General features: G+C 44.8%; 16 protein-coding genes and 1 pseudogene. 15 read left to right on the top strand and 2 right to left on the bottom strand.

All coding sequences use genetic code 11. The annotated features are described in order from the left end of the window. Positions 1 to 4 precede the first annotated feature (4 nt). The 9 genes and pseudogenes from EFA47_RS12425 (at position 5) to EFA47_RS12385 (ending at position 11,513) form a co-directional block, all read left to right on the top strand. On the top strand, positions 5 to 856 hold the full coding sequence (locus tag EFA47_RS12425; protein WP_122643573.1) for a class II fructose-bisphosphate aldolase: 852 nt from the start codon (positions 5 to 7) through the stop codon (positions 854 to 856). Between the two features lie 38 nt (positions 857 to 894). Then, entirely contained in the window at positions 895 to 1,923 is a 1,029-nt protein-coding gene (locus EFA47_RS12420; protein WP_122643572.1) for a LacI family DNA-binding transcriptional regulator, read from the top strand. Between the two features lie 52 nt (positions 1,924 to 1,975). Continuing rightward, positions 1,976 to 3,492 (top strand): annotated as a pseudogene (gene xylB / locus EFA47_RS20495) (xylulokinase). 1 nt (position 3,493) lies between these two features. Then, on the top strand, positions 3,494 to 4,543 hold the full coding sequence (locus EFA47_RS12410) for a galactitol-1-phosphate 5-dehydrogenase (RefSeq protein ID WP_122643571.1): 1,050 nt from the start codon (positions 3,494 to 3,496) through the stop codon (positions 4,541 to 4,543). Between the two features lie 11 nt (positions 4,544 to 4,554). Then, complete coding sequence (pfkB, locus tag EFA47_RS12405; protein ID WP_122643570.1) at positions 4,555 to 5,487, top strand: 1-phosphofructokinase; 933 nt, start codon at positions 4,555 to 4,557, stop codon at positions 5,485 to 5,487. An 80-nt stretch (positions 5,488 to 5,567) separates the two neighbouring features. Continuing rightward, positions 5,568 to 6,578, top strand: a complete 1,011-nt coding sequence (locus EFA47_RS12400) for an aldo/keto reductase (RefSeq protein WP_122643569.1) — start codon at positions 5,568 to 5,570, stop codon at positions 6,576 to 6,578. 536 nt (positions 6,579 to 7,114) lie between these two features. Next, positions 7,115 to 8,719 carry a response regulator gene (locus EFA47_RS12395; protein WP_164689997.1) on the top strand — a complete coding sequence of 535 codons (1,605 nt, stop codon included), beginning with the start codon at positions 7,115 to 7,117 and terminating at the stop codon, positions 8,717 to 8,719. 3 nt (positions 8,720 to 8,722) lie between these two features. Continuing rightward, a complete protein-coding gene (locus tag EFA47_RS12390; RefSeq protein ID WP_122643567.1) occupies positions 8,723 to 10,534 on the top strand; it encodes a sensor histidine kinase in 1,812 nt (603 codons plus the stop codon). After that, positions 10,515 to 11,513 carry a substrate-binding domain-containing protein gene (locus EFA47_RS12385; RefSeq protein WP_122643566.1) on the top strand — a complete coding sequence of 333 codons (999 nt, stop codon included), beginning with the start codon at positions 10,515 to 10,517 and terminating at the stop codon, positions 11,511 to 11,513. Before EFA47_RS12390 ends, EFA47_RS12385 begins: the two co-directional genes overlap by 20 nt. 248 nt (positions 11,514 to 11,761) lie before the next feature. Here EFA47_RS12385 and EFA47_RS12380 read toward each other — a convergent pair whose 3' ends face one another. Then, positions 11,762 to 12,283 (bottom strand): hypothetical protein, encoded by a 522-nt coding sequence (locus tag EFA47_RS12380; protein ID WP_164689996.1) that lies wholly within the window; start codon positions 12,281 to 12,283, stop codon positions 11,762 to 11,764. A 204-nt stretch (positions 12,284 to 12,487) separates the two neighbouring features. Here EFA47_RS12380 and EFA47_RS12375 point away from each other — a divergent pair, with 204 nt between their 5' ends. The 5 genes from EFA47_RS12375 to EFA47_RS12355 all read left to right on the top strand — a co-directional run bounded on the left by EFA47_RS12375 (position 12,488) and on the right by EFA47_RS12355 (position 17,832). Continuing rightward, a complete protein-coding gene (locus tag EFA47_RS12375) occupies positions 12,488 to 13,462 on the top strand; it encodes an ABC transporter permease (RefSeq protein WP_122643564.1) in 975 nt (324 codons plus the stop codon). Positions 13,463 to 13,515: 53 nt separating this feature from the next. Further along, a complete protein-coding gene (locus tag EFA47_RS12370; RefSeq protein WP_122643563.1) occupies positions 13,516 to 15,012 on the top strand; it encodes a sugar ABC transporter ATP-binding protein in 1,497 nt (498 codons plus the stop codon). Positions 15,013 to 15,025: 13 nt separating this feature from the next. Next, on the top strand, positions 15,026 to 16,030 hold the full coding sequence (locus EFA47_RS12365) for an ABC transporter permease (protein ID WP_122643562.1): 1,005 nt from the start codon (positions 15,026 to 15,028) through the stop codon (positions 16,028 to 16,030). 94 nt (positions 16,031 to 16,124) lie between these two features. After that, positions 16,125 to 17,249: a substrate-binding domain-containing protein gene (locus EFA47_RS12360; protein ID WP_122643561.1), complete on the top strand. Its 1,125-nt coding sequence runs from the start codon at positions 16,125 to 16,127 to the stop codon at positions 17,247 to 17,249. 142 nt (positions 17,250 to 17,391) lie between these two features. Further along, positions 17,392 to 17,832 carry a hypothetical protein gene (locus tag EFA47_RS12355; protein ID WP_122643560.1) on the top strand — a complete coding sequence of 147 codons (441 nt, stop codon included), beginning with the start codon at positions 17,392 to 17,394 and terminating at the stop codon, positions 17,830 to 17,832. Positions 17,833 to 17,956: 124 nt separating this feature from the next. Here EFA47_RS12355 and EFA47_RS12350 read toward each other — a convergent pair whose 3' ends face one another. After that, complete coding sequence (locus EFA47_RS12350) at positions 17,957 to 18,802, bottom strand: AraC family transcriptional regulator (RefSeq protein WP_122643559.1); 846 nt, start codon at positions 18,800 to 18,802, stop codon at positions 17,957 to 17,959. A 185-nt stretch (positions 18,803 to 18,987) separates the two neighbouring features. Between EFA47_RS12350 and EFA47_RS12345 the strand changes: the two genes are divergently transcribed. After that, entirely contained in the window at positions 18,988 to 20,466 is a 1,479-nt protein-coding gene (locus EFA47_RS12345) for a rhamnulokinase (protein ID WP_122643558.1), read from the top strand. Positions 20,467 to 20,472: the final 6 nt, after the last annotated feature.

The following is a 20,472-nucleotide window of genomic DNA, read 5'->3' as shown; positions in this document are numbered from 1 at the left end:
ACATATGCCGTTAGTTACATCAGAACAAATGTTGTTGGACGCACAGAAGGGCAGCTATGCAGTTGGGGCTTTTAATGTTGAAAATATGGAGATGGTGAAGGCAGTTATTGCTGCGGCGGAGGAAGTTAAAGCGCCGGTTATGCTGCAGACTACTCCCTCAACAGTGAAATATGGGAGCTTAGAGACTTACTTTGCAATGGTGGCAGCGGAGGCAGAAAAGGCTTCTGTACCAGTATGCCTGCATTTGGACCATGGCAGTAGTTTTGAGTTGGCAGTACAGGCCATTAAAGCAGGGTATACATCGGTCATGATTGATGGTTCCCATGAAAGCCTGGAAGACAATATTGCACTTAGCAAGAAAGTTGTAGATGTAGCAAAGGCATGTGGCATACCGGTGGAGGCAGAGCTTGGGAAAGTAGGAGGGAAGGAGGACGACCTGGAGGCGGAAGCAGATACCAATACAGATCCTGCAGAGGCAAAGGAATTTGCAGAGAGGACAGGAGTATCTTCCCTTGCCATTGCTATCGGGACTGCCCATGGGTTCTATGCAGGGACGCCTGTCCTGGATAAAGAAAGAGTTTCGGAGATTAAAAAGGTAGTTTCTGTCCCTCTTGTACTTCATGGAGCCTCAGGCCTAAGCGATGAGGATGTAAAGGAATGTGTACAGCGGGGGATGTGTAAAGTAAATTTTGCGACAGAGTTAAGGGCTGCTTATACAGGGGCAGGGAAAAAACTGCTGGCTGAAAACCCAGAAACCTTTGACCCTAAGAAGTTAGGTGTTGTGGGCATGGAGGCAGTAAAGGAATTGGTTAAAGAGCGCATGAAAGTGTGCGGATGTGACAACAAAGTAAAGTAGATAGCCAAATATGCTAGCTGTGAGGCAGGAGAGATTCTATGGCAGCGACGATGAAAGATATTGCCAGGCAGACGGGATTAGGACTGGCTACGGTCTCTTCTTATTTTAATGGGGGGAATGTCAGAGAGCAAAACCGGATTAAAATTGAGGAGGCCATCAGGGAGCTTCACTTTGAGGTGAATGAGGTTGCCCGGGGGTTAAAGACAAATAAGACAAAAATTATTGGGATTATTATTCCTGAGCTGAATAATATTTTTTGTGCTGAGATTATCACAGAGGTGGAGGATCTGCTGCGCGGCAAGGGATATGCCACCATGATCTGTGACTGCCGCACTGACTGGAAACGGGAGGAAGAGGCGGCTGAGTTCTTACTGCACAGGAGGGTGGACGGATTGATTGTCATGCCTTCAGGGCATCAGGGCCCGCATTTGGAGAAGTTCATAGAATCTGGACGCCCTGTGGTGCTGATTGACAGGAAATTAAAAGATTTAGACTGTGACTGTGTATTAGTGGATAATGAGGGTGCAGCCAGAGATGCGGTAGAGCGCCTGCTGAAGGCAGGCCACCGAAGGATTGGCATGATAGCAGGGCCGGAGAATATTTACACTGCCAAGGAAAGATACCGAGGCTATTGTATGGCAATGGAACAGGCCTCTATTGCCCTGGATGAGAATTTAATCGTACGGGGGGATTATACCATCGAGGGCGGTGCGGCGGCAATGGAAGAGTTAGTACGTAAGACGACAGATATGACAGCAGTATTTGTTTCCAACTATGAAATGACAATGGGGGCCATTATCCAGATAAATGAACTTGGGATACGGATTCCAGAAGAATTATCTTTTATAGGATTTGACAATATTGAGTTTGCAAAAGCCTGTATACCAAAGCTGAGTATAGTAACCCAGCCGACTAAAGATATAGCCAAACATGTATCGGAACTAATGCTAAAAAGACTGGGAGGAGAAGCAGTCCGGCACCGTGAGAATGTAAAGCTTAAGACAAGTTTTGTGTCGGGAAAATCTATTATGGACTGCAATACCGAAGAAATATTCTTTAATATATAGTTATGGGGCGGCTGTCCACCGGTTAAAACCGAAACGTTTCAAGGAGGAAGACATGGAACAGTATTTATTGGGAATAGATATAGGGACAAGTGCATGTAAGATTGCGGTTTTCAATAGAGAAGGGGAGGTGATTGCGGCGGCTAACGGCGAGTACCCAGTGTATTATCCTAAGCCGGGATGGGCCGAGCAGAACCCGGAAGAGTGGTGGAGCGCTATTTGTACAGCTATTAAAGAAACGCTGTCAAAAGGAAAGATAGCTTCTCAGGACATTGCAGGCGTGGGGATCGACGGACAAAGCTGGTCGGCAATCCCTGTTGACAAGTCTGGAAATGTACTGGCCAATACCCCCATTTGGATGGACACTAGGGCAGCAGATATCTGTGAAGAGCTGAACAGTAAAATAGGGGCAGATAAGATTTTTGACTTGTCAGGGAATTCTCTGCAGCCGTCCTACACAACTGCTAAAATTATCTGGTATCAGAGGAATCTGCCACAAATATATAAGGATACATACAAAATACTGCAGTCAAACAGTTACATAGCATATAAACTCACAGACAAAATGACACAGGATATGTCCCAGGGGTATGGACTGCATTGTTTTGATATGCGCAGGGGAACATGGAATGTGGATATGTGCAGCAGCCTTGGGATTCCAGCCGGACTGCTTCCAGATATTTATCCATGCCATGAAGTCATCGGCAGTGTAACTGAGAGGGCGGCAGTCCAGTGCGGCCTGTCGGCAGGCACCCCTGTTGTGGCGGGCGGTTGGACGCAGCCTGCGGCACTTTGGGGGCAGGAGTTATCCATCCCGGGGAGACACAGGAACAGGGCGGCCAGGCAGGCGGCATGAGTATATGTACAGATACTTATATTGCGGATGAGAGGCTGATCCTAGGTTATCACGTAGTTCCGGGACAATGGCTGCTCCAGGGAGGGACTGTTGGCGGCGGCGGTGTCATGCGGTGGCTGGAACAGCAGTTTGGAGACTATGAGAGAGAAGAGGCCAGAAGGAAAGGGGGGACATCTCTGGAATTGTTCAACCAGAAGGCTGAAGCGGTGGCCCCTGGAAGTGACGGCATGGTATTTCTGCCTTATATGTCGGGGGAACGTTCTCCAATCTGGGATCCCAGTGCAAAGGGTGTATACTACGGGTTGGATTTCAGCAAAACGAAAGGCCATTTTATCCGTTCTGCTATGGAAGGGGTGGCTTATTCTCTTAAACATAACCTGGATGTGGCAGAGGAGGCCGGCGCAAAGGTACAGGTACTGCGTGCCATGGGCGGCTCCGCTAATTCCCTGCTCTGGACACAGATTAAATCAGATATTACAGGCAAGCCGGTTATTGTGCCTTCTTCAGACACAGCAACCACACTGGGAGCCGTCATTCTTGCGGGCGTAGGCGTGGGGATGTACGGGAGTTTCGAGGAAGCAGTTTCCCTTACGGTAAAAGACAGGAGATCCCACAAGCCTCAGGAGGCCAACAGGGATGTGTACGATGAGAACTATAAAATATATCTGGAACTTTACCATAATTTAAAAGAAACAATGAAGATGGGAGGAAGATAAAATGAAAGCAGCAGTTGTATGTGCAAATGAGGATGTCCAGTACCTGGACTATGAGGAACCCAAGGCAGGCCCTGGTGAAGTAAAGGTAAAGGTCAGGGTTTCCGGCATTTGCGGGTCAGATATACCAAGAGTCCTGCACAATGGGGTACATTTTTATCCAATCGTCCTGGGCCACGAGTTTGCGGGGGATGTGGTAGAAGTAGGGGAGGATGTCACTAAGGTAAAGATAGGGGACAGGGTATCAGGGGCGCCCCTCCTTCCATGTATGAAGTGTGACGACTGCCAGAATGGAAATTTTTCTCTCTGCAAGCATTATAGTTTTATCGGTTCCAGGCAGCAGGGGAGTAATGCGGACTACGTTGTGATCCCTGAGCAGAATGCGGTTGTATTTGACAAGAGTATTTCCTATGAGCAGGGGGCCATGTTCGAACCATCTACAGTGGCTCTTCATGGACTTCTGCAAAATGATTACCAGGGAGGGCAGTGTGTTGCAATCCTGGGCGGAGGCACAATCGGCATGTTCACTATGCAGTGGGCAAAAATCTTCGGTTCTAAAAAGGTGGTTGTATTTGACATCAGTGAGGAAAGGCTGGAGCTGGCTAAACGTCTCGGCGCTGATGAGGTAATAAATACAGCGAAGGAGAATTACATGGAGGAGGCGAAGGCAATTACAGGAGGCAAAGGTTATGCCTATGTTTATGAGACGGCAGGGCAGGCCCCCACGATGTATATGGCTTTTGAACTGGCAGCTAATAAAGCAAATGTATGTTTTATCGGGACGCCTCATGTGGATCTGACCTTTACGCCTGCAATGTGGGAGAACATGAACAGAAAGGAATTTAAGCTGACAGGCTCATGGATGTCGTACAGTTCTCCGTTTCCGGGAAAAGAGTGGGATCTGACCGCACATTATTTTGCCACTGGGCAGCTTAAGTTTGACCCAGGTTTCATCTATAAAAAGATGCCGATGTGTGAAGCCCAGGAGGCCTTTCAGATGTTTAAGACGCCAGGCCTTGTCAAGGGGAAGGTTCTCCTCATGAATGAAGAGTAGGAGGACTTGAGATGATATTGACAGTGACGTTGAATGCTGCGATTGACAAACGCTATGTTGTAGAAGGTTTTCAGGCTGGGGAAGTAAATAGGGTAAAAGAGTGCGCCTATACACCTGGGGGCAAGGGACTGAATGTATCTAAACCTGCCGCCATCGCCGGGGCAGAGGTAGTTGCGACAGGTTTTGTGGGAGGTCATGCGGGCAATTATATAGAAGAATCCCTGCTGCCTTTCCATGTGAAGAGTGCATTTTATCACCTGGCTTCGGAGAGCCGTTCCTGCATTAATATATGGGATGCGGTAAACCATGTACAGACAGAGTTCCTGGAACCAGGTTTTACGGTGACAGAGGAAGATTTTAAAGGCTTTCAGGAAAAATTTCAAAATCTTGTACAACGGGCGGATGTTGTTACTATGTCCGGCAGTGTACCTAAAGGGTTGGATGGGACGGCATATCAGAAACTGGTAAAAATCGTGAGGGAAGCTGGGAAAAAGGTGATTCTGGACACCAGCGGGAAACTTCTGGAAATGGGAATTGATGCATGTCCGACTATGATCAAACCCAATATTGATGAAATCAGAATGCTTACCGGAAAGTCTTGTGCCAATATGGAAGACATGGTAGAGGCAGCCAAGGAAATTCACAACAGGGGGGTAGAAATTGTGGCAGTTTCCCTGGGTGGGGATGGTTCCTTTGTAGTATGCGGACAAGGAATCTATCAGGCTAGGGTGCCCAAAATTGATGCGGTGAATACTGTGGGATGCGGCGATTCTATGATAGCAGGGTTTGCCCTGGGGTTAAGTGAAGGGTTGGGCATCGAGGAAATCCTGAGAAAGGCCAGCGCCATTTCTGCAGCCGCCGCCCTTAGAGAAGAGACGGGCTTTTTTATGAAGGAAGATATGGAAAGGATTTATCCAGATATTGAGATAACCAGGCTGAGTTAGTACGGCAAGGATAAAGAGATGTCGATAGTATCCGCAAATTCCATGCGGTAAAATTAATAAAAGAAAAGGAGACTAAAAAAATGGGAGAAGTTTTAAATCCGGCAGATGTGCCAAAAGTGAAATTTTATACAGGGGATGAAGTTCCCTGTGTAGGAATGGGGACCTTTGGATCCGACAGGTTTACACCAGAGCAGGTATCAAATGCAGTGGCAGGCGCAATACGTTGTGGATACCGGATGTTCGATTGTGCAGCCTGCTATGGAAATGAGGATCAGATTGGGGAAGTATTTAAAGCAGCCTTTGACGAGGGGATAGTGGAGAGGAAAGACCTCTATATTATGACAAAGGTATGGAACGATATGCATGAGAGGGTGGAAGAATCCTGCAGAAAGAGTATTGCGGATTTACAGTGTGATTACATCGACTTATTTTTTATACACTGGCCATTCCCCAACTATCATGCGCCAGGATGCGATGTGGATTCCCGTAACCCAGACTCCAAGCCGTTTAGTGTAGAAGAATTTATGAGTACTTACAGACAGTGTGAATCATTGGTTGAAAAGGGTTTAATCCGCCATATTGGTATTTCTAATATGACGATCCCGAAGCTGGATGCAGTACTTCCGCTTATGAAAATTATGCCTGTGGCATGTGAACTGGAGCTGCACCCATGTTTCCAGCAGCAGGAATTATTTGATTACTTGACAAAGCACAACATCCAGCCTATCGGTTTTATGCCACTGGGTTCTCCTCAGAGGCCAGAGCGTGATATGTGCCCTGAGGACGTGGCAGACCTACAGACACCTGAGATGCAGGAAATTGCGAAGGCACATGGTGTACATCCAGCTATTATCGCTCTGAAATGGGCCCGCCAGAGAGGGCAGATCCCGATTCCCTTCTCTGTACATGAAATGGAATATGTAAGCAACTTAAAAAGTATGATGGAGGATCCCCTTACAGACGAGGAGATGGCCAAGATTGCCACACTTGAGAGGAACAACCGCCTTGTAAAAGGGCAGGTGTTTCTGTGGGAAGGTGCAAAGGACTGGCATGACCTCTGGGATGAAGACGGGGTAATTGTAACTTTATAATTTCAGAGGGAAGCCGCAGGCAAGGCTTTTTCCTGGAATAATTGGGAATATTGAATCATTATAGTAAAGAAAAGGCATGCGCCATACAATCTTTGTTGTGTGGGCATGCTTTTTATGATCTAGGGAGTTTGAGGAGGGGTTCTCTCCTTTGGCACGGGGAATGTGCTTTCTATGAAATAAAATAGCGCCATCCCTCCTGGCTTTTAATGCATAATATACAAAACTTTAAGAGATGCAGCCAGGCCGGCTCAATATACCGATCCAATCAGAGTGCACTATTGTAAAAAGAGGGTGACTTGATGTATACTATCTATTAAGTTATACTTATTGAACTGCCGATGTTCAATAAAGTATGTTTTATTCTATGGGCCATAATTCCTGCAGAATAAAAAGTCCTGTGCAGATTACACAGAAGCTAAGAAAAATCATGCGGCTGAAGTGCGTACAAGAAGACTAGAGATTGTTTTGCAGCTTGGCTTCGATGGAACCCTGGCGAGGATCTGGGTTCAATGCCGCTTTTACGGGAGGATTATAGAGTGTACAAGGTATTATTAGTGGATGACGAGATTCTGGTCAGGGAGGCTATTAGTGCCAAGATTGAGTGGAATCAGTTAGGGTTTGAGCTGGCAGGAGATTGTGAGAATGGGAAAGATGCTATTGAATTTCTGGAAGAGACACGTGTGGATGTTGTTTTGACAGATATAGAGATGCCTTATATAGACGGGATGGGATTATGTAAATATGTCTATGAAAATTGCCCCCAGACTATGGTTATAATTTTTAGTGGGTATAGTGATTTTGAGTATGCGAAGCAGGCCATACAGTATAAAGTGGCGGAGTATATTTTAAAACCTGTTACTGCAAAAGAATTATCTGAGGTATTACTTCGGATTAAAGATAATTTAGACGGGGAAAGAAAACAAGAGCAGAAGATAGATGAATTGACTAAGGTTTACCACAGTTATACAAAAAATGAATCTTTGATTGTGTCAAGGACACTTTCGCGGCTGATCCAGGGAACCCAGGAAGTGGAGACCAGCCTGCGTGAGCTGCAGGAATTTGGCATTACAATTGAGGGGGCATTCTATCGGGTTGCTGTGGTGGATATAGATGTATATTCTGATTTATATGAGATTGATGATGAATTAAAAAAGGAAAGTGCCCTGATGTCCTTTGTGGTAGAAAATATCAGTGATGAGATTGTGAGGAACTATCAGGCCGGTCTGGTGTACAGAGATTCGGATAATAGGGTGTGTATTTTGTTCTATACAGGCAGGCCCAGGGAGTTTGAGGAAGAGGCAGAAGCAATCTCCAGGGAGATTAAAGAGGCAGTCCATCAGACTATGAAGCTCAGTATATCTATGGGGATCGGCATCCATGTAGATTCAATGGAAGAGTTGTCTAAGTCTTACCATTCGGCGGTGGAGGCATTGAAGTACCGGTATACAAAAGGGGATGGGGTGATTTTTGACTGTGAGAAAGCTGCCGAAACCAGGAATCCCATGGAGCTGGAACAGGATTTCAGGGATATAGCTTCCGCGTTGAAAAGTAAGGATGAAGAGGTTCTGCAAGATGCAATGGACCATGTGGAGGAGTGGATGAAATCTGGCTATGTGGGTAAAAATAAGGCGGTCGCTTATCTGCACCAGGTTCTGCGTATCATTTACGAAACAGCCAGGGAGATGGACGAGAGTTTCCAGCTTGGGGATGCCGATGTTTCACAGATCACAGATGCTAAAAATTTCGATATGGCCATGAAATTGACAAGGGAATACGCAAAGAAAGGTTTTGAGACTGTCAGCAGGGCAGCACAGTCCAGCGGAGAACGGCAGGCATTGATGGCCATGGAATATATTCGGGAGAATTATAATAACCCGGATTTGGGTTTGAACCTGATATGTGAATACCTGAATATCAGCACGAGCCGGTTCAGCAGCATTTTTAAAGAGGAGACAGGGAAGACGTTTACAGAGGCCCTGACTAATATCAGGATGGAGAAGGCAAAGCAGCTCTTGTGCCAGACGAGTCTTAAAAACTACGAGATCGCCGAGAAAGTAGGGTTTAGTGACCCCCATTATTTCAGTATTGCATTTAAAAAAATAACAGGGAAAACGCCAAAGGAGTATGCCAGGGAGAATTAGCACATGAGGAAAAGAAAGGAAGGGAGAACTATATTTGCCAGATTTAAGAGCATCCAGAGTACAATGATGATATCCTTTTCAGTCCTCATGGTGATTGCCGTGTTAATTTTTCTGCTTATTGCTGTGAAGTTTACCAACAATACAATCTATGAGAATTCTATTAATTATACTTCACAGATTATTAAGCAGGTTAATTATGATATTGATTCCTATATGGATTACCTGGTAAATATTTCGTCGATTGTGGCCAAGAGCAGTGATGTATCCCAGTATTTATATGATAATACACAGCCCGAAGAAGAGGCAGAGGCGGAAAAACAGCGTATTTTATCCCAGTTTACCACCATTATGGACAGCCGGGATGATATTTATAATATCGCAGTGGTGGCAGACAATGGGCGGAGCGTGCTCAACAGCGGTGAGGACGACTTTACGGAATATGTGGATATTAAGGATGAGAGCTGGTACAAGGCTGCTTTAGACTCCAAGACAGGGTTAGCCATTTCACCGTCACATGTACAGAACGTAATTAAGAGCAGTTATAAATGGGTAATTACACTAAGCAGGGCATTGGTAAACTATAAGACAGGTGACAATGAGGGCGTCTTTTTTGTAGACTTGAACTATAGTGCAATCAGTGAATTGTGTAATAACAACAATATTGGTAACAAAGGGTATATTTTTATCCTGGACAGCAACGGAAGCATTATTTATCATCCCAAGCAGCAGCTAATGTACGGGGGCCTGAAAACAGAGAATATAGAAGAAATTATGGCTTGTGAGTCAGACTATCTGATCACTAAGGAAGGGGAAGAGAGTAAGCTCTATACCATCTCCAAGTCAGAGATGACAGGCTGGACTGTTGTGGGGGCTGCATATACCTCGGAGCTGCTTAAGAATAACAAACAGGCACAAATGCTATATCTCCTTGTGGCAGCAGGCCTTCTGCTGGGGGTTATTCTGATTTCAAATATTATTTCCAGGGAGATTACTAAACCCATCAGGCAGCTCAGGGATTCCATGAGCATGGTGGAGGAGGGGCATTTCGATAAGGCAAATGTGGCAGTGACCACCAAAAATGAAATCGGCAGCCTGAGCAAGTCCTTTAATGTAATGACAGAGCGTATCCACACGTTGATGGAACAAAACGTCTATGAGCAGAAGGAGAAACGAAAAAATGAGATGCGGGCTCTCCAGGCCCAGATTAACCCTCATTTCCTGTATAATACACTGGATTCTATTATCTGGATGTCAGAGGCAGGGAAAAATGAGGAGGTTGTCCTGATGACGGCTGCGCTGGCGAAGCTGCTGCGCCAAAGTATCAGTAATGATAAGGAACAGGTTACTTTGTCAGAGGAGATAGAATATGTGGAGAGTTATCTGACTATCCAGAAGATGCGTTATAAGGATAAACTGGAGTATTCTATAGAGGTGATGCCGGAGACAAGGGGGACTAAGATCATCAAGTTTGCACTCCAGCCTCTTGTGGAGAATGCAATTTACCATGGCCTGAAATATAAAGAGACAAAAGGTCATCTGAATATCCGCGCATATGAGAGAGGGAATAAAGTATATATAACAGTCGCAGATGACGGCGTTGGGATGGATGATGAGACATTGCAGCATATTTTTGATGAGACAAAGACAGAGCATAAATCTAACGGCGTGGGGGTGCCGAATGTGCAGAAGCGGCTGAAGCTCTATTATGGAGCTGATTATGGGATATCTTATATCAGCAGGAAGGGGGTAGGCACGGTGGCCACAGTAAGTGTGCCGCTGGAGAGCATAGTAGACAATGAAAAAACTGACCAGTAAAAGAGTTATGACGACCTTGTTTGTGTTTTGCGTATTTATTGCTTTGCTAGTGGCTGCAGCAAGTTTCCTGAATTTTGAGAGTACAGAGAAAAAGACGTATAAGCTTATCCTGATGCCAAAGACAATTGATGAATCCAACGGTTTCTGGACTTCCCTCATAGCAGGGGCTAAGCTGGGGGCAGAAGAATTTGGCGTGGAACTGGAGGTTCTGGGAGGAAAATCAGAGGAAGATGTGGAAGGCCAGATTCAGCAGATAGAGGAAGTGATTAAAAAGAAACCGGATGCTATTCTGGTATCTCCCTGCAGTTATTCGGAGACAACTGAAGTATTGCAGAAAGTAGTGGACAGAGACATTCGTCTGATTTTGATTGATTCTGTGATTGACAGGGATATTGCGGATAGTATTGTGGCGACAGACAGTTATCTGGCGGGTGAGGAACTGGGGGAATTTACAAGGACCCTGCTGGATGAAGATTCCCAAATTGGGATTGTAGGGCATGTGAAAGGCGCGTCTACGGTTATTGAGCGGGAACAGGGGATGCGGGACGGCCTTGGCAGTTATGCCGGCCAGGTGCAGGATGTGGTATATTGTGATTCTTCCTATGATAAGGCGTATGCCTTGACGGTGGATTTAATGGAACGCTACCCGGACATCAAGGTAATTATGGGAACCAATGAATATGCGGCAGTGGGGGCGGCGCGGGCCATTAAAGATCTGGGACTGTCCGGCAAGGTACAGATGGTAGGGTTTGACAATTCAATAGAAGAGATCCAGATGTTGGAGGAGGGGATATTCCAGGGGATCGTTATACAGAAACCCTTTAACATGGGATACCTGGGAATAGAGCAGGCTGTGGCTGTCCTGGAAGGCAGGCCTGCGAAGGAGAATCTGGATGTAGGCTGCAAGCTGATAACAAGAGACAATATGTATGAGGAAGAAAACCAGAGGCTTCTGTATCCATTTACAGGCCAGCAGTAAGCTGATGGGTTAAGAATATGGGGATAAAATAGGCATGGGAAGGGTGGGAATGTGAGAAGATAATTAGACAGCAAGCCGGGAGAGGGAGTTCCGGGAGAAAGAGAAAATACTGTTTTTGGAATTATTTAAAAAAGGTTAAAAAATTACAGTCTGTAATTTTTTAACCTTTTTTAGTAAAATATTCAATTTAATAAAAAGTTAATAAATAATATACTATAAACAAATCTTAGTTGTAAATGTTTGTTGTTTTAGTTTTCTGTTTCCTTATTGGAGACTTTCGGATTCAGATAAGAATATTGAAGGGCTTTCTGGGTGTCAGTTGTTACAAGAGACAAGACAATATCTCCATTTTCCAGATGCCAGACATCACCATAATTGGTCTGCTGTTTTGTGTTATACCCGCTTTCGCCATAGGTATCCTCAATCTGCTGATGGATTGTGGAATAGATGTTTTTTAAATCCTCTTCTGTCTCCGAACTGTAAGTCCAGGCAACGCACATTAGCTCGTCAGCGCCGTCATACATGTACTTTATACTGCCTTCCAGATCCAGATAATTTTTGGGGAATACATATGTAGTCCCGTCATAGACGGAGTCATAAGTTGTGAAGTCATCGCCTTCTGAAGCGGTCATATCATCAACGGAATTCTCCCATGTCATATCAGTGAAAGGACAGGTGACAGTCTGAGGTTGCTTTTGACATCCCATGAGGGTGGACACAGCCAGGGTTAAAATCAGCGATACAGAAAAAAACGTACGTAAATGTTTCATGATTACCTCCTTTTCCGGCTCCTTTCTGGGGCGGCGGATAGTGGTATTATAATCAGGTTTTCCGGGAAATGCAAGAGCTGTTTTTGTATGCCTGGGGGGGGCCTGTGGCAGAAACAGGTGCATCGGACAGCATTTGAGACGGGATGAGGGAATTGCTGCAACATTCCTGTAAACAGCAAGATTAAAGAAGTAGGAGGAAGAAAAGTGGGAAAGATTAAACAAAATCCTTTTGTAAAAAAGGTAGGGTTTAACAGGGTTGTTTTGTGCTTTGTTTTGATTCTGCTGTACGCATTTTTCTGCGCGATGACGCAGGGGAGTTTTCTGGGAATCAACCGAATTCTGAGTGCCCTTAATTATGCATATTTTCTTGGATTCTTATCATTGGGAGTTACTTTTGTAATCGCGACTGGTGGAATTGATTTCTCTATCGGGCCTGTTATGTTCTGCTGTGCACTTGTCTCAGGATACAGCCTGATTACATATGGCGTGCCTATGGCGGCAGTTATGGTTATCAGCGTGCTGGTAGGCCTTGTTTTCGGTATTTTCAATGGATATTTGGTGGCATATTGGTCTGTGCCTGCATTCATCACTTCTATGGCAAGCATGAATATTGCAAAAGGACTCGCATCTGTCTATACAAAAACTCAGTCCGTCAGCTGGCCCCAGTCTTCAGGGGAGGGCGGATGGTACAGATACTTGGTAAAGATGGGGAATATTCCGGTAGGGCTGATTATCTTCCTTGTGATCGCAGTTATCTGTGCAATTATTTTGAATAAGACAAGAATTGGACGATATATCTTATCTCTGGGAAGCAATAAAGAAGCAGTAAGGCTTTCCGGTGTGAATGTTAAAAAATGGGAAATGATCGCATATATAATCTGTGGAGTGCTGGTGGGCATTGGTGCCATTTTCTATGTATCAGCCTATACGACAGTTCAGCCCGGATACGGTGACCAGTATAATAACGAAGCGATTGCAGGCTGCGTAATGGGAGGAACCTCAATGGCAGGGGGACTTGCTTCTATCAGCGGAACAGTCATCGGCGTATTTATCATTGCTCTGCTTCAGGAAGGCATTCTGGCTCTTGGCTTTACGAAAGATTATCAGCTTGTTATTACAGGTATTATTGTTATTGTTGCAGTATTTAGTGACGTTGTTGCAAGACGCAGGAAGAATTAATAATGATACATGGAAATCTGAGAGTAAAATTATAGAAAGGCAAGGGTAAGAGAATGGGCGAAGTTATATTAACTATGAAGGAAATCGATAAATCTTTCCCGGGTGTCCACGCGCTGGATCACGTAAACCTGGAGGTCAGAAAAGGTGAAGTCCTTGCGCTGATGGGAGAGAACGGTGCCGGTAAATCTACATTGATGAAGGTACTTACAGGTATTTATAAGAAAGACTCGGGTACGATTACATACGAGGGAAAAGAAGTAGAATTTAGCAGTACAAAAGAAGCCCAGGAAGCAGGGGTCGTTATTGTACATCAGGAATTGAACATGCTGGGGCATCTGACAGTTGCCCAGAATATTTTTATCGGAAGAGAGTTTAAAAAAGGTATCCGTATTGATGACAAGAAGATGAATGAGGAGGCCGCAAAGCTTTTTCAGAGAATGAATATTGACATTGACCCTAAAGAGACAATGGGCAGGCTTACAGTAGGAAAGCAGCAGATGTGTGAGATTGCAAAGGCCATTTCACACGAAGCGAAGGTCATTGTTTTTGACGAACCTTCTGCGGCATTGACAGAGACAGAGATTCAGGAATTATTTAAGATTATACGCGACCTGCGGGAAAAGGGACTTGGAATTATTTATATTTCCCACCGTATGGATGAGATTAAGGTGATTACAGACCGTGTTACTGTCATGAGGGACGGTACATACGTAGGAACGCTGATTACAAAAGACAGCACGAAGGATGACATTATCAACATGATGGTTGGCCGTGTAATCTACGAAGATCCTAAGACAGAGAATATGGTGCCGAAGGATGCGCCGGTCGTTCTCAAAGTCGAGAACCTGAATGCAGGTAAGATGGTACAGGATGTCAGCTTTGAGCTTCATAAGGGCGAGATACTCGGATTCTCAGGACTGATGGGCGCAGGGCGTACAGAGACGGCCCGTGCACTGTTTGGGGCAGACCCTATTGACAGCGGAAATATTTATATCAATGGCAATAAAGTTACAATTAATAATCCCCAGGATGCTGTTAAAAATGGTATTGGGTATCTGTCAGAGGACAGAAAGAGATTTGGTATTGTAGTCCAGAAATCAGTTGCAGAAAATACCACAATGGCCACTCTGGAAAATTATATGAGCGGTATTTTTATTGACAAAAAGAAAGAAAAGGAAGTTGCACAGAAGTATGTAGACTCACTGGCAACAAAGACCCCGGATGTGGAGCAGCTTGTTGTGAACCTGTCAGGCGGTAACCAGCAGAAGGTCGTTATTGCAAAATGGCTGACCAGGGACTGCGATATTCTGATATTCGATGAACCTACCAGAGGTATTGATGTCGGAGCCAAGAATGAGATTTATAAATTGATGAATCAGCTTGCAGCAGACGGAAAAGCCATCATCATGATTTCCTCTGAAATGACGGAAATATTACGTATGAGCGACAGAATCGTCGTAATGTGTGAGGGCAGGAAGACTGGCGAGCTGGATATTTCCGAGGCAACACAGGAAAACATTATGAATCTGGCTACGCGAGAGATAGAGTAGGGAGGAAAATAAGATGACAGATAAAATGACGAAAACGGCTGGCAGGGACAGGTCAGTAATTGACAGGCTGGGAGGGCAGAAATTTATTGTTCTTCTGGTTGTGATTATATTATTTCTCTTTTTCTGCATACTCAGTCCGAATTTTAGAAAATATACAACAATCGTAAGCATCCTTGATTATTCCTATTATATAACATTGATGGCAATCGGAGTTGCTTTTCCCCTGATGACGGCGGGTGTTGACCTTTCTATTGGCACGGGCCTTGTATGTTACTCACTGGTAGGCGGATATCTGATTACGATCCAAGGATGGCCCACTTGGGCAGGGATGCTCGTAAGTATTCTTCTTGGCGTGGCTATTGGCGTCCTTAATGGCTGCCTTGTTGCAATCATGGATTTGCCCCCATTTTTAGCCACCTTATGTACGTGTATGATTACCCGTGGATTAGGATCCATCATAGTAGGCGGATTGGGAATTTCCTGGCCGGCTGCTACAGCGCCGGGAGGCTGGTTCAGAAGTATCTTTAAGATACAGGTGGATGGTACGAATATACCCATTGGTTTCATCTGGATTATAGTGATTGTCATTCTTATGACGTTTGTTTTGAACCATACAAAAATCGGGCGTTATACCCTGGCTATAGGAAGCAATAAAGAAGCAACAAGGTTATCAGGGGTAAACGTAAGGTTTTATCATATCATGGCTTATGTGATTTCAGGATTTTTTGCAGGTTTGGCGGCGATTTCATATTCTGCTATCTTTTCAACAGTACAGCCGGGAAGTGGCGCGGGATTTGAGCTGGAGGCTATCGGAGGCGCCATCATCGGAGGTGTATCCATGGTCGGCGGAGCTGGAAGTATAACGGGGACGCTCGCAGGTGTATTTGTCATCTGTCTGTTGAAGACAGGACTTCCGTTTATCGGACTTACCGCAAACTGGCAGCAGATTATTACAGGTTTGGTCCTGATAGCAGCCGTACTGATTGATATTCTCAAGAGAAAGAAAGAAAAAGAATAAAGACATTAGCATAATTAACCCAATGATAGATAGCGGCTATGGTTACACATGGCTGTTACTATAAAAACTATTAATTTTAGGAGGACGAAAAAGTATGAAAAAGAAAATTTTGGCAGTTTTACTTGGCGGATGCATGGTTGCCGGATTACTTGCAGGCTGCGGCGGGGGAAATAATACAGCAGACAGCGGAAGCGATTCTGGAGATTCAAAAGAGAGTTCAAGCGGCGGCGGATATCACTTTGAAGTTGTTGTTAAGAGCTTCCAGTCATCGTATTGGCAGGCAGCTGTTAAAGGAATCGAGGAAGCAGAGTCTGAACTTGGTGTTACAACAAACACAACAGGGCCTAACGCAGAGTCCGATATTGCTGACCAGGTAAACATGCTCAATAATGCTATCAACCAGGATCCAGATGGTATTGCACTTGCAGCTTGTGACCAGAACTCCGTTTTAGATTCTCTGCAGTCAGCATTGGATAAAGAGATTCCGGTTGTATGCTTTGACTCAGGCGTGCCGGATGCCCCAGAGGGATCTGTATATGCGACAGTTGTAACAAACAATGGTTCAGCAGGTGCTATTGCAGCAGATAAAATTTATGAGACAGTAAAAGACAAAATTGCAAGCGCTTCCGAACCTGTCAGGATAGGGGAAGTAAACCAGGATGCTACATCTGCAAATATTACAGAGCGTGGCCTTGGGTTCATTGAGAGATTTATTGAACTGGCTACAGAGGATGGAAAGAAAGTTGCTGTAGTAGGAAATGATTACTATGTAGGAAAAGTATCTGACAAGGGTGACGAGAAATCAGCTGACATTATCATCGAAGTTGCAGTACCTGCACAGACAACAGTTGAGCTGTGTGCTACAGAGGCTGCTAATATCATGAACAAAGATGATACAATCGCTATGTTCGGTTCAAATCAGGTTTCAGCAGAGGGTGTCCTTACAGCTAACCAGAACCTGAGCGTACTCGGAAGCGATCCTGAAAAGAATATTATCGGAGCTGGATTCGATGCAGGTTCTACAATCAAAGCAGCTGTTAAAGACGGTACACTTATCGGTGCTGTTACACAGTCTCCTCTGATGCAGGGTAAATTATCTATCGAGACTCTGTATAAGATCTGCGAGGGAGAAACAGTAGAGGATATCGAGACAGATGGTTACTGGTATGATGCTACAAATATGGAAGAAGCAGACATCGCTCCTAACCTGTATGACTAATTAATATTAAATGATATAAATATTGCCTGGGGATGACACTGAAAAGTGGCTTTTGGGGAATATGCAATGATCTATAGTGAGAGGAACCGGGGTATCCCCGGTTCCTTTTTCAAAATAACTGTATGGCAAAGGAGAAAGATATATGCTTCAGGGAATAGAGACAATCTTTGATGATAAAGAAAAGATGATGCGTAAACTGAAAAAAAAATCCTATGAAAGTAATAGTAAGGAATTTATGGAGAGAAACGGTCATTTTTTCAGAGAAATGACGGAGTATATAGGGCGGGCAGAAAACAAGGAAGCTGCAGCACTGGAAATCGGAGAGGCCCTGGCAGGCGCTGTAAAGAAAAGATTTGCCGGTAAGAAGGAAAGGATTGATGGGCGGACACAGGTGGATCTGAATTTCTTTATGATATACTATGTATTTCCTTCCATTCTGGGGACAGGGCACCCGGACAGCAATGCCATAGCGGAAGGGGTGCGTACAGTATGGGACAGAAGCTTCAAAGGGAGTAATATAAAGTATGCGGATTATGATACTTTATATGAATCTTTCCATGAGAAAATTCTTGGGATATTCTGACAGCTCATATTTATCGGACTACTCATGCTTAATAAGGGATGCCCTTTGGGTATATTTATTGAATTGCTCATGTTCAATAAGTATGATCTTAAGAAACAGAATTTCATGGACATGGGAAATCCGGTCAGGAGAGGTATTTTTTGGGAGTTGTCCCTTTATATTTTTTAAATGTTTTTATAAAATAGCTGAGATCATTAAAGCCGGAATTATATGCGACCTCTGTTATAGACTGGTCAGTAGTCATTAGCTGGTAACAGGCACGCTCTATCCTATAGTAATTTAGGTAGTCCACTGGGGTACGGTGGGTCATCTCCTGAAAAAAGCGGCAAAAGTATTTGGGGGACATATTTACGCTGGCTGACATTTCTTCCAGCGTAAGGGGCGTATTGTAAGATGACTCCATAAATTCCAGGGCAGTTTTTAACTGTACTATGCGCTTGTGGTTCCTGGGGGATTTTACAGGTGCAGGGTTGTAATGGCCTTCTGTAAAAACTGCACCTATAAGCTGGTAAAAAGCTCCCAGCACAGTCAGTTGGTATCCCTCTTTCCTGGTAGAGACGGCTTCAAACATGGACCAGACATACTGGTGTATATCGTTATAGGATTGTGGATATACAGATTTTAACTCTGCCTCATGGTTTATAATTCTGTTGATGAATTTACAGCAGGAATCATTCTTGTTCATGAGCATGTTTATGTCAAAAACAATACACTCGTATGTACAGTCACGGGGGGTTCCGGCGTGGAGGGCGCCGGCAGGTATAAAGATAGAAGAACCTTCGCAAACCTCATATTCACGCTCGTCTATAGACAGATGGAAGGAGCCGCTGAGGATGCGGATAATCTCAAATTCTATGTGCCAGTGCAGGGACATGACATACTGTGGGTGTGAGGGTGTGATATGGTGGTATTCCAGGGGGAAGTCTACAGTCCCCCGCTGCCAGCTTTCCCGGTAATTGATATATTGCATGAATCTCCTTTATGTGAATATTGTTATATTTTTTACCATTATAGCACAAGTATCTTGCAGGGGACAATGATAAAATGTAACTAATGGGGGTGGATACAGGCCGCATGTAGGCGTTCTGTATTCATGATCAGGTTTAAGGCGGATTTGAGGTATCCGCCCTGCCGACTTTGAAAGGAGGAAGATGTGTGAGTTGTGATAAGAAACAGGTGCTTGCATTTGACTTCGGTGCTTCCAGCGGACGTGCCATTCTGGGGACCTTAAAGGACGGGAAGATCCACATGGAAGAGGTTTACCGTTTTTCCAATGATCCCGTAATTATTGGCAAGACTATGTACTGGGACACATTGAGACAGTTTTTCGAGATTAAGCAAGGTATCATCAAGGCAAAACAAAAAGGTGGTTTTGACAGTATTGGAATCGACACTTGGGGGGTTGACTTCGGACTGCTTGATGAACATGGAGTATTGCTTGAGAGCGCCGTGCATTATCGGGATGACAGAACTCTAGGTATGCAGGATGCAGTATTTAAAGCTATTCCAAGAGATGAGCTTTATGATATGACAGGCAACCAATTTGAGAACTTTAATACAGTATTTCAACTGTATTCACTTGTACAGGACAGGCCCTGGATGTTGGAACGCGCAGATAAGCTTTTGCTGACCCCGGATTTATTCAACTATTTTCTGACAGGGGAGAAAAAAGCAGAGTATACTATGTCTACCACTACACAGTTGATGGATGCGCGCAATAAAGTCTGGTCAGATAAGATTATGGAAGCGCTCCGTATTCCGAGAGGCATTTTCCCGGAGATCGTACCCAGCGGTACGGTAGTGGGTACCTTAAGCGAAGATATTTGTGAGGAGCTGGGGATCCAGCCGGCCAAGGTGATCGCGGTTGCCAGCCATGATACACAGAGCGCTGTTGTGGCGGTTCCGACACAGGAAGAAGATTTCATGTTTATCAGCTGTGGGACATGGAGCTTGTTTGGTACAGAGCTTAAGGCTCCTATAATTGGCGATAAGTCTCTGGAATGTAATGTGAGTAACGAAGGCGGATATGGGGATACAACTACACTGCTTAAGAATATTATCGGCCTGTGGCTGGCCCAGGAGAGCAGGAGGCAATGGATCCGGGAAGGCCAGGAGTATTCCTTTGGGGAGCTGGAGAAGATGGCCATGGAGGCAGAACCCTTCCAAAGTTTTATTGATCCAGATGCACCAGAGTTTGTCCCCGCAGGCAATATTCCTGACAGGATACGTAAGTTCTGTTCAAGAACAGGGCAGAAGGTGCCGGAGACAATTGGTGAGATTATGTGCTGCATCAACCAGAGCCTGGCATTAAAATATAGATATGCCCTGGAGCAGATTGAGTCATGTACAGGCAAACATTATCCGACCATACATATGATAGGCGGAGGAATCCAGAGCAAGCTTTTATGCCAGATGACAGCCGGGGCAAATGGCCGTAAGGTAATTGCAGGGCCGGTAGAGGCCACGGCGCTTGGCAATATAGTGGTACAGTTCATGTCATTGGGTGACATTAAAGATGTGAACGAAGCAAGGCAGATTATTGCAGATTCAGAAAAAACATATGAGTACATCCCACAGAACCAGGAAAAATGGGATGCCGCATATGAAAAATTTAAAACTTTTATTCAAGAATAAGGAGGA

Origin of the sequence: Luxibacter massiliensis, assembly GCF_900604355.1 — a bacterium.
GTDB classification, from domain to species: domain Bacteria; phylum Bacillota; class Clostridia; order Lachnospirales; family Lachnospiraceae; genus Luxibacter; species Luxibacter massiliensis.
The sequence above is the reverse complement of the archived record's forward strand: the minus strand, read 5'-3'. Positions and strand labels throughout refer to the sequence as shown.